5 protein-coding genes are annotated in these 6,889 nt (G+C 70.9%); 3 read left to right on the top strand and 2 right to left on the bottom strand.

The window, feature by feature from the left end; translation table 11 throughout:
* Window positions 1-97 precede the first annotated feature (97 nt).
* Entirely contained in the window at window positions 98-523 is a 426-nt protein-coding gene (locus tag ACZ7GX_RS45060) for an undecaprenyl diphosphate synthase family protein (RefSeq protein WP_498786814.1), read from the top strand.
* A gap of 405 nt (window positions 524-928) precedes the next feature.
* On the opposite strand, the gene ACZ7GX_RS45055 is transcribed toward ACZ7GX_RS45060, so the two are convergent.
* Window positions 929-1,930, bottom strand: a complete 1,002-nt coding sequence (locus tag ACZ7GX_RS45055) for an IS110 family RNA-guided transposase (RefSeq protein ID WP_498786813.1) — start codon at window positions 1,928-1,930, stop codon at window positions 929-931.
* A 473-nt stretch (window positions 1,931-2,403) separates the two neighbouring features.
* Between ACZ7GX_RS45055 and ACZ7GX_RS45050 the strand changes: the two genes are divergently transcribed.
* Window positions 2,404-2,967, top strand: coding sequence for a dihydrofolate reductase family protein (locus ACZ7GX_RS45050; RefSeq protein WP_498786812.1), 564 nt, complete (start codon window positions 2,404-2,406; stop codon window positions 2,965-2,967).
* A gap of 116 nt (window positions 2,968-3,083) precedes the next feature.
* On the opposite strand, the gene ACZ7GX_RS45045 is transcribed toward ACZ7GX_RS45050, so the two are convergent.
* A complete protein-coding gene (locus ACZ7GX_RS45045) occupies window positions 3,084-4,091 on the bottom strand; it encodes an RNA polymerase subunit sigma-70 (RefSeq protein ID WP_498786811.1) in 1,008 nt (335 codons plus the stop codon).
* Window positions 4,092-4,482: 391 nt separating this feature from the next.
* Here ACZ7GX_RS45045 and ACZ7GX_RS45040 point away from each other — a divergent pair, with 391 nt between their 5' ends.
* Entirely contained in the window at window positions 4,483-6,777 is a 2,295-nt protein-coding gene (locus ACZ7GX_RS45040; RefSeq protein WP_498786810.1) for a hypothetical protein, read from the top strand.
* The last annotated feature ends 112 nt before the right edge of the window (window positions 6,778-6,889 follow it).

The following is a 6,889-nucleotide window of genomic DNA, read 5'->3' as shown; positions in this document are numbered from 1 at the left end:
GCACTGGCAGGCCACCAACGACATCGTCGAGACCATCGACTGGATCCGAGCCGCACCAGACAAAACCCGATCATGACCCGGCGGACACGCCCTAAACGTGACCGGGCGGCTCAACCTCCTCCCCGACTCGACCGCGTACGCGCTCAAGAGGGCGCAGGACCTGACGTTGGAGCGGGCGACCGACTCGGAGTTGACGGTCGCGGTCGGCTACGACGGCCGCGAGGAGATCGTCGACGCGGTCCGCTCGCTGCTCGACCAGGCCGCCGAGCGGCGGGTCACCGCAGAGGAACTGGCCGCCACGCTCACCGTGGAGGACATCACCGCGCACCTCGACCCCGCCGGTCGGCCGGACCCCGACCTCGTCATCCGGACCAGTGGCGAACGCCGGCTCTCCGGTTTCCTGTTGTGGCAGGCCGCCGGTTCCCGGCTGCACTTCTGCGACGTCTACTGGCCCGCGTTCCGGCAGGTGGACTTCCTGCGTGCATTGCGCTCGTACGCGATGCGGCAGGGTTCACGGGACTGATCGCCCGCGACACCGGCCGGATCGTCCCGCCCCGGCCGGCGCCTACAACGACGACCCTTCGGCCGCTTGGACACCGTCACCGGCGGCGGGCAGATCATCGAGTCGTGCTCCTACGACGGCTTCGACCGGACCGTCCAACCGACGTTGACCACGGTCGTCCGGTCGCGCAGAGGATTCAGGCAGAGGGTGACGATGAGCTTCCGTTCGGCCGGCGTCCGGAGGGTCGGACGGTTCCTCTGTGTTTGTCAAGTCGCTGGGATGAGTTCGGTTGTAGGGTGGGGTTCGGCGGGTCAGGGAAGTGACTTGTCCGAAGAGCCGGCTGTCGGGGTTGGGCCGGTCGCGCTGGATGTCAGAGTCGCCCCCGAGTGTCCTCCCGGGCCCGCTTCCCGTGCTTGTCGGCGAGCATCAGGCGCCAGACGTGGTCGGCGAGGCGGCGTTTGAGGCAGCGCATGGCCTCGTTGTGGGTCTGGCCTTCGGGCGGTCTTGCGGGTCGTAGTAGCCGCGCCCGCGGCTGTCGGGCATGCGGATCTGGGTCAGGGCGACGGTGTGCAGCGCGTTGTTCAGCTTGCGGTCGCCCTCGCGGGACAGCCGGTGGCGGGCCTTGTCACCGCTGGCGATCTCGATCGGGGCGACACCGGCGTAGACCGCGAACGCCGCCGCGGTCCGGAAGCGCGAGGCTCGTCCGGTGCGGCCGAGCAGTCGGGCGGCCACGACCGGGCCGATCCCGATCACGTCGGTCAGGCCGCTTCCGGAGTCGGCGACCGCCTCGTGCATGCGCCGGGTGTTGGCCTTGAGCCGGGCGTCCAGGGCGCGGATGTCGGCGACCGGTTCGCGGGCGGGTTCCTTGCGTGCCCGCTCCACCGGTGACACCGGTCGGATCTTCGCCAGGACTGCCGCGGCGCGGTCGGCGGTCAGGTCCGTGGACGCCCCGCCGGGCGGCAGCTCGCGCAGCAGCGCGTGCAGTTGGTTGACCGTGCGGGTGCGCTGCCGGGTGAGGTTGCCGCGCCGCTCGTCCAGCATGCCCAGCACCGTCGAGGCGTCCTCGGCCGCCACCGGGGCGGTGTCGCCGCGCAGGGCGGCCACGCCGGCCGCCGCCGCGGCGTCCAGGACGTCGTTCTTGCGGCGACCGCCCCGCGACAACTCCCGCGCCCGCGCGGTGGCCGTCGGTGGCACGTCCATCACGGCCTCGCCCCGCGCGATCAACCACTGCGCCAGGTGCCGACCGAGACCGCGGGCGTTCTCCACCGCCCACCGACGCTCGGCGAACCGCCTGCCCCAGGCCAACAACCGCCGGTACTCGGCCAGCGTGGCATCCACACGAACGGTGTCCAACGTCTTATGAGTGCCGGAGTCCAGTGCTGCCGCTGTGTGGCTGGACTTGTGCGGGTCAATCCCGATCACGACCATCGACCGCATATCCCTTCCCTTATCCAATAAGGAAAGCCACGGTCGACATTCCGACTTTCAGTGTGTGGAGCCCACTCCTCTGTTGAGTCAGACCGCGGCCGGCACCGGGCCGGGCCGCAAACCCCCGGAGAGCCAGCCCAACGGGCGGCAGGAAGCTCACGAGCGAGCCCGGCCCAGCGCCTCCGGCAGGCTACAGCCGGTGATCATCCAGCCAGCCCAACCGGTAGCTACATACAAGTCGGAAGCTCACGATAAGGTTGATCACGCAATCAGGGGCAGGACCGACCGCTATCCAGGCCACCCTCTGCGGCTCCGACGTTCCACACCCGGGCCAGGGACCCCAACGCCACTGGTGACGAGAACTACTCGACGTCACCCGGGGGGACGGTCTGTGGGTGCAGATCGCACACCGATTAAGTTTCCCCGCCGCGCCCGTCTGTATGTGTGAGATCGACTCACGGAAGGCTGGCACGATGCGCAAACTGATCTTCGGCATGAACGTGACCCTGGACGGCTACATCGCCGCGACCGGCGATGACATCGGCTGGAGCGCGCCGAGCGACGAGCTGTTCCAGTGGTGGCTCGACCGGGAGCGGGAGAGTGAGCTGTCGCTGTACGGGCGCAAGCTGTGGGAGACGATGAGCTCCCACTGGCCGACGGGCGACCAGCAGCCCGACGCCACCCCGGCGGAGGTCGAGTTCGCGCGGAACTGGCGGGACACGCCGAAGGTGGTGTTCTCCTCGACCGACGACGAGGTCGACTGGAACACCCGCCTGGTGACCGGCGACGCGGTCGGCGAGATCACCCGGCTCAAGGCCGAGGACGGCGGTCCGATGAGCATCGGCGGCGCGACGCTCGCCGGGGCGGCCATGAGGGCCGGGCTGATCGACGAGTACCAGCTGGCGACCCACCCCGTCCTGGTGGGCGGCGGCACACCGTTCTTCACCGCGCTGGACGGTTGGGTGAACCTGAACCTGGTGGAGACGCGGACGTTTCCCGGCGGCGTGGTGCTGACCCGATACGAGACGAGGCGATGAGGCAACCCTTCCCCGGCCACTTCGTTGCGTCCCGAGTGAGCCGTTGACCGACTCGCCGGAGACGAGGACGACGGCGGCCCGTGCGCTGGATTCGTCGACGGTGGGCACATGGGTGATCACAGCGTCGGGGGCAGGTCCAGCCATGGTTTGTCGGCGGCGTCGAAGCCGGTGAGCTCGGTGATCTTCCCGTCGACGACGTGCAGGACCGCGATGGCGAACAACCGGTACTCCGGGTCGTCGGGGGTGCGGAGGTAGAGCGCGGCGGCTGGCATGCGGTTGACCGTCGTGGTGATACCGCGCCAGTCGTCGTGGCCGCGCTGGAAGAGCCCACCGGAGACCCAGCCGTCCACCGCGTCCTTGGCCGTCCTGGTCACGGTGCCCGGATCGGGCAGCATCGCGAAGCGCAGGTCGTCGCGCAGCAGCGACATCAGCCCGTCGAGGTCGTTGCGCTCATGGGCGTCGATGTACGACTTCACCACGCCGCGCTCGTCGCTGGACAGCTCGTAGGTGGCGGGGCTGCGCCAGTCGAGGCGGCGGTCGGGCAGCTGCTCCCGCATCGTCACGCGCGCCCGCTGCAAGGCGCTGGTCACCGAGGCGACGGTCAGTTCGAGGGCGTCGGCGGCCGTCGGTGCCGGCCAGCCGAGGACGTCGCGCAGGATGAACACCGCCCGCTGCCGCGGTGGCAGGTGCTGGACGGCGACGATGAACGCCAGCTCGATCGTCTCCCGGGCCACCACCGATTCCTGCGGGTCCTCGGGGAGCATCCGGTCGGGGTACGGCTGCAGGTACGGCAGCTCGGAGCCGGAGTCCGGCAGCTCGACCGGCACGGGTGTGCGGTCGTTGCGCTTCTCCAGGAAGTCGAGGCAAGCGTTCGTCGCGATCCGGTACAGCCACGTCCGCAGCGCGGCGTGCCCCCTGAACGACTCCCGCTTCCTCCACGCCCGCAGGAACGTCTCCTGCGCGAGGTCCTGGGAGTCCTCGTAGTTCGCGAGCATCCGGTAGCAGTGCGCCTGCAGCTCACGCCGGTAGCGCTCTGTGAGCAGCGCGAACCGCGCCGTATCGTCTGAGCGGACCGCCGCGATGAACGTGGCCTCGTCGCCACCCGGCAGTCTGTCGTCGGCCATGGTCATCAATCCTTCCACCGGGGAGACGGGCTGGCAGAACTGACGACGGGGCGGCGCATTTCTGATCGGTGAAGCCGCTGACACCGGGCCGTTCGTCAGACCGGACGGTTCAGGTCGATCCAGCGAACGTGCTCCGGGCCGGGTGCCGTCGCGCGGAACGGTTCTCGTCGCCCGTGAGGTCCGAGATGCCGCCGTCGACGGCGATGACCTGGTCGCCGCGTCCTTCGCCTATGTCCCGCCGTGGCCTGCGTCCTGCGACTGGTCCAGTTGCACGTGGGCGAAAGCGCTGGTCGGGCGACCGGCTGATCAATACTCTGAACGGGGGTCGGGGGACCATGATCATTTGAGGGGGACCGCAGTGCGTCGTGTACTACCCGTTGCTCTGAGTGCGTTGCTGACAGGTGGGCTGCTGCTCGCCGGCGGGACGGCGTCGGCGGCGCCTTCGCCGACCGTCCAGGCCGGCGAGACCGGTTCGACCTTCACCTCGTCGTCCCCGGTCCGGGTGCTCGACACGAGGAACACCGGCGGTCCGGTCGGGGCGGGTGGCACCGTCACCGTCGACCTCTCCGCCCGGGTTCCCGCCGCCACCACCGCCGTGGTCCTCAACGTCACCGGGGTGACCCCGACGGCACCCACCTTCGTGACGGTGTTCCCCAGCGGTGGTGCGCGGCCCGTCGCGTCGAGCCTGAACCTGACGCCGGGGGACGTCCGGCCCAACCAGGTCACCGTCACGCTCAGCGCCGACCGGAAGGTCGACCTCTACAACAACAGCGGGAACGTCCACCTCGTCGCCGACCTCGCCGGCCACTACAGCACCGGCGCCGGGGCCAAGTTCACCGCGCTGGCGGCCAACCGCGTGCTGGACACCCGGGAGAACGCGCAGGTGGGCCCCGGCGCCACGCGTGCGGTGGACCTGTCCGCCTGGATCCCGGCGTCGGCCACGGCGGTCACGGTCAACCTGACCGCCACCAACGCGACCGCCGACACGTTCGTCACCGCGTGGCCCGCCGGAACGTCCCGGCCCACCGCGTCGAACCTGAACGTGCCGCCCGGCGACACGCGCCCCAACCTCGTCACCGTCGCAGTGGGCGCGAACCGCACGGTGAACCTCTACAACAACGCCGGCACCATCGACCTGATCGCCGACCTGACCGGCTTCTACACCCCCGACTACGGCGCCCTGTTCCTGCCGCTGAGCTCGGCACGGGTGCTCGACACCAGGGACGGCACCGGCGGCACGACCGGGGCGGTCGGCGCCCGGCAGGTCGTCAACCTGGGTCTCACGACCAAGGCCCCGATCACGGCAACCGCCGTGGTGATCAACATCACCGGCGTCGACGCGACGGCCGCGACGTACGTGTCCGCGTACGGGGCAGGGCAGTACACCAACGCCTCGAACCTCAACCTGTCCCCGGGGCAGACCGTGCCGAACGCCGCCGTGGTCGGGTTCGGCATGACGCGTGACCTCCAGCTGTACAACAACAGCGGGAGCGTTCACCTCGTCGCCGACCTGGCCGGCGCGTTCGCGGTGCTCGACGCCCCGACCTGCACGACCGATTGCGTTTACGGGTGGGGCAGGAACGGCGCCGAGCGCGCGCTGGGCACCGTGGAGGCGGTGGCGCGGACGTCCGTGCCGACTCGGGCGAGGCTGACCGGGGTACGGGCGATCACCGGCAGCATGTGGGGTACCCAGTACGTGTTGCGCGCCGACGGCACGGTGGTGGCGTGGGGGAAGAACGACTCGGGGCAGCTCGGCAACGGGTGGAAGGCCGGTAACGGCGGTGGGTCCGCGGTGCCGGTTCGCGTGCTCGGGCTGACCGGCGTCACCGCCATCGCCGCCGGTCAGCTCACCGGCTACGCGCTGCGCGAGGACCGCACGGTGTGGGCCTGGGGCTGGAACGGCACGGGCCAGCTCGGCAACGGCGGTACCGACGACTCCTCGGTGGCCGCGCCGATCCCCGGTCTGACCGACGTCGTCGCCATCGGCAGCTCCTGGGGCACCGGCTATGCGGTCCGCGCCGACGGCACCGTCTGGGCGTGGGGTTTCAACAGCCAAGGCGAGCTCGGCAACGGTTCGAGCGGAGGGCACTCGTTGGTGCCCGTCCAGGTGTCCGGGCTGATCGGGGTCACCGCGGTGTCGGGCGACAGCGGCAGCGACGGCGTCTACGCCCTGCGCGGCGACGGCACGGTCTGGGCGTGGGGTTCCAACTACTACGCGCAGCTCGGCAACGGTCAGCCGTGCGAGCCGTCCGGCGGTGGGCTCTGCGCTTCCCGCGTCCCGGTGCGGGTTTCCGGGCTGACCGGCGTGACGGGGATCGACGCGGGCCGCTACAACGGTTACGCGCTGCGCGGCGACGGCACCGTGTGGGCTTGGGGCTCGAGCTACGGCGGTGTCCTCGGCAACGGGGTCGCGTGCACGGACTTCTCGCCCGCGTGCGGGTCCGCGGTCCCGGTCCAGGTGTCGAACCTCTCGGACGTGACGCAGATCGCCAGCTTCGGCCGCGGCGCCCTCGCGCTGCGTGCCGGCGGCACCGTCGCGGGCTGGGGCGAGGACATCTTCGAAACGCTCGCCAACGACCAGACGTACACGCACTCGACGGTCCCGGTTCCGGTGCAGGGGCTGTCCGGTGCGACCGCCATCGCCGCCGACTACTACACCGGGTGGGCGTTGGTCCCGAACCCGTGAGCACGGGGTGGGGGGGGGGGGGGGGGGGGGGGGGGGGGGGGGGGGGGGGCGGGGGGGGGGGGGGGGGGGGGGGGGGGGGGGGGGTGGCGGGGGGGGGGGGGGGGGGGGGCGG

It is taken from the genome of Actinosynnema sp. NPDC037264, assembly GCF_055603705.1.
Note: the sequence above shows the minus strand (reverse complement) of the source record. Positions and strands in the feature narration are given on the sequence as shown.

Excerpts from the sequence above, each read along its gene's own strand:
- ACZ7GX_RS45055 (WP_498786813.1), bottom strand. The coding sequence starts at position 1,930 with ATGGTCGTGATCGGGATTGACCCGCACAAGTCCAGCCACACAGCGGCA.
- ACZ7GX_RS45050 (WP_498786812.1), top strand. The coding sequence starts at position 2,404 with ATGCGCAAACTGATCTTCGGCATGAACGTGACCCTGGACGGCTACATC.
- ACZ7GX_RS45045 (WP_498786811.1), bottom strand. The coding sequence starts at position 4,091 with ATGGCCGACGACAGACTGCCGGGTGGCGACGAGGCCACGTTCATCGCG.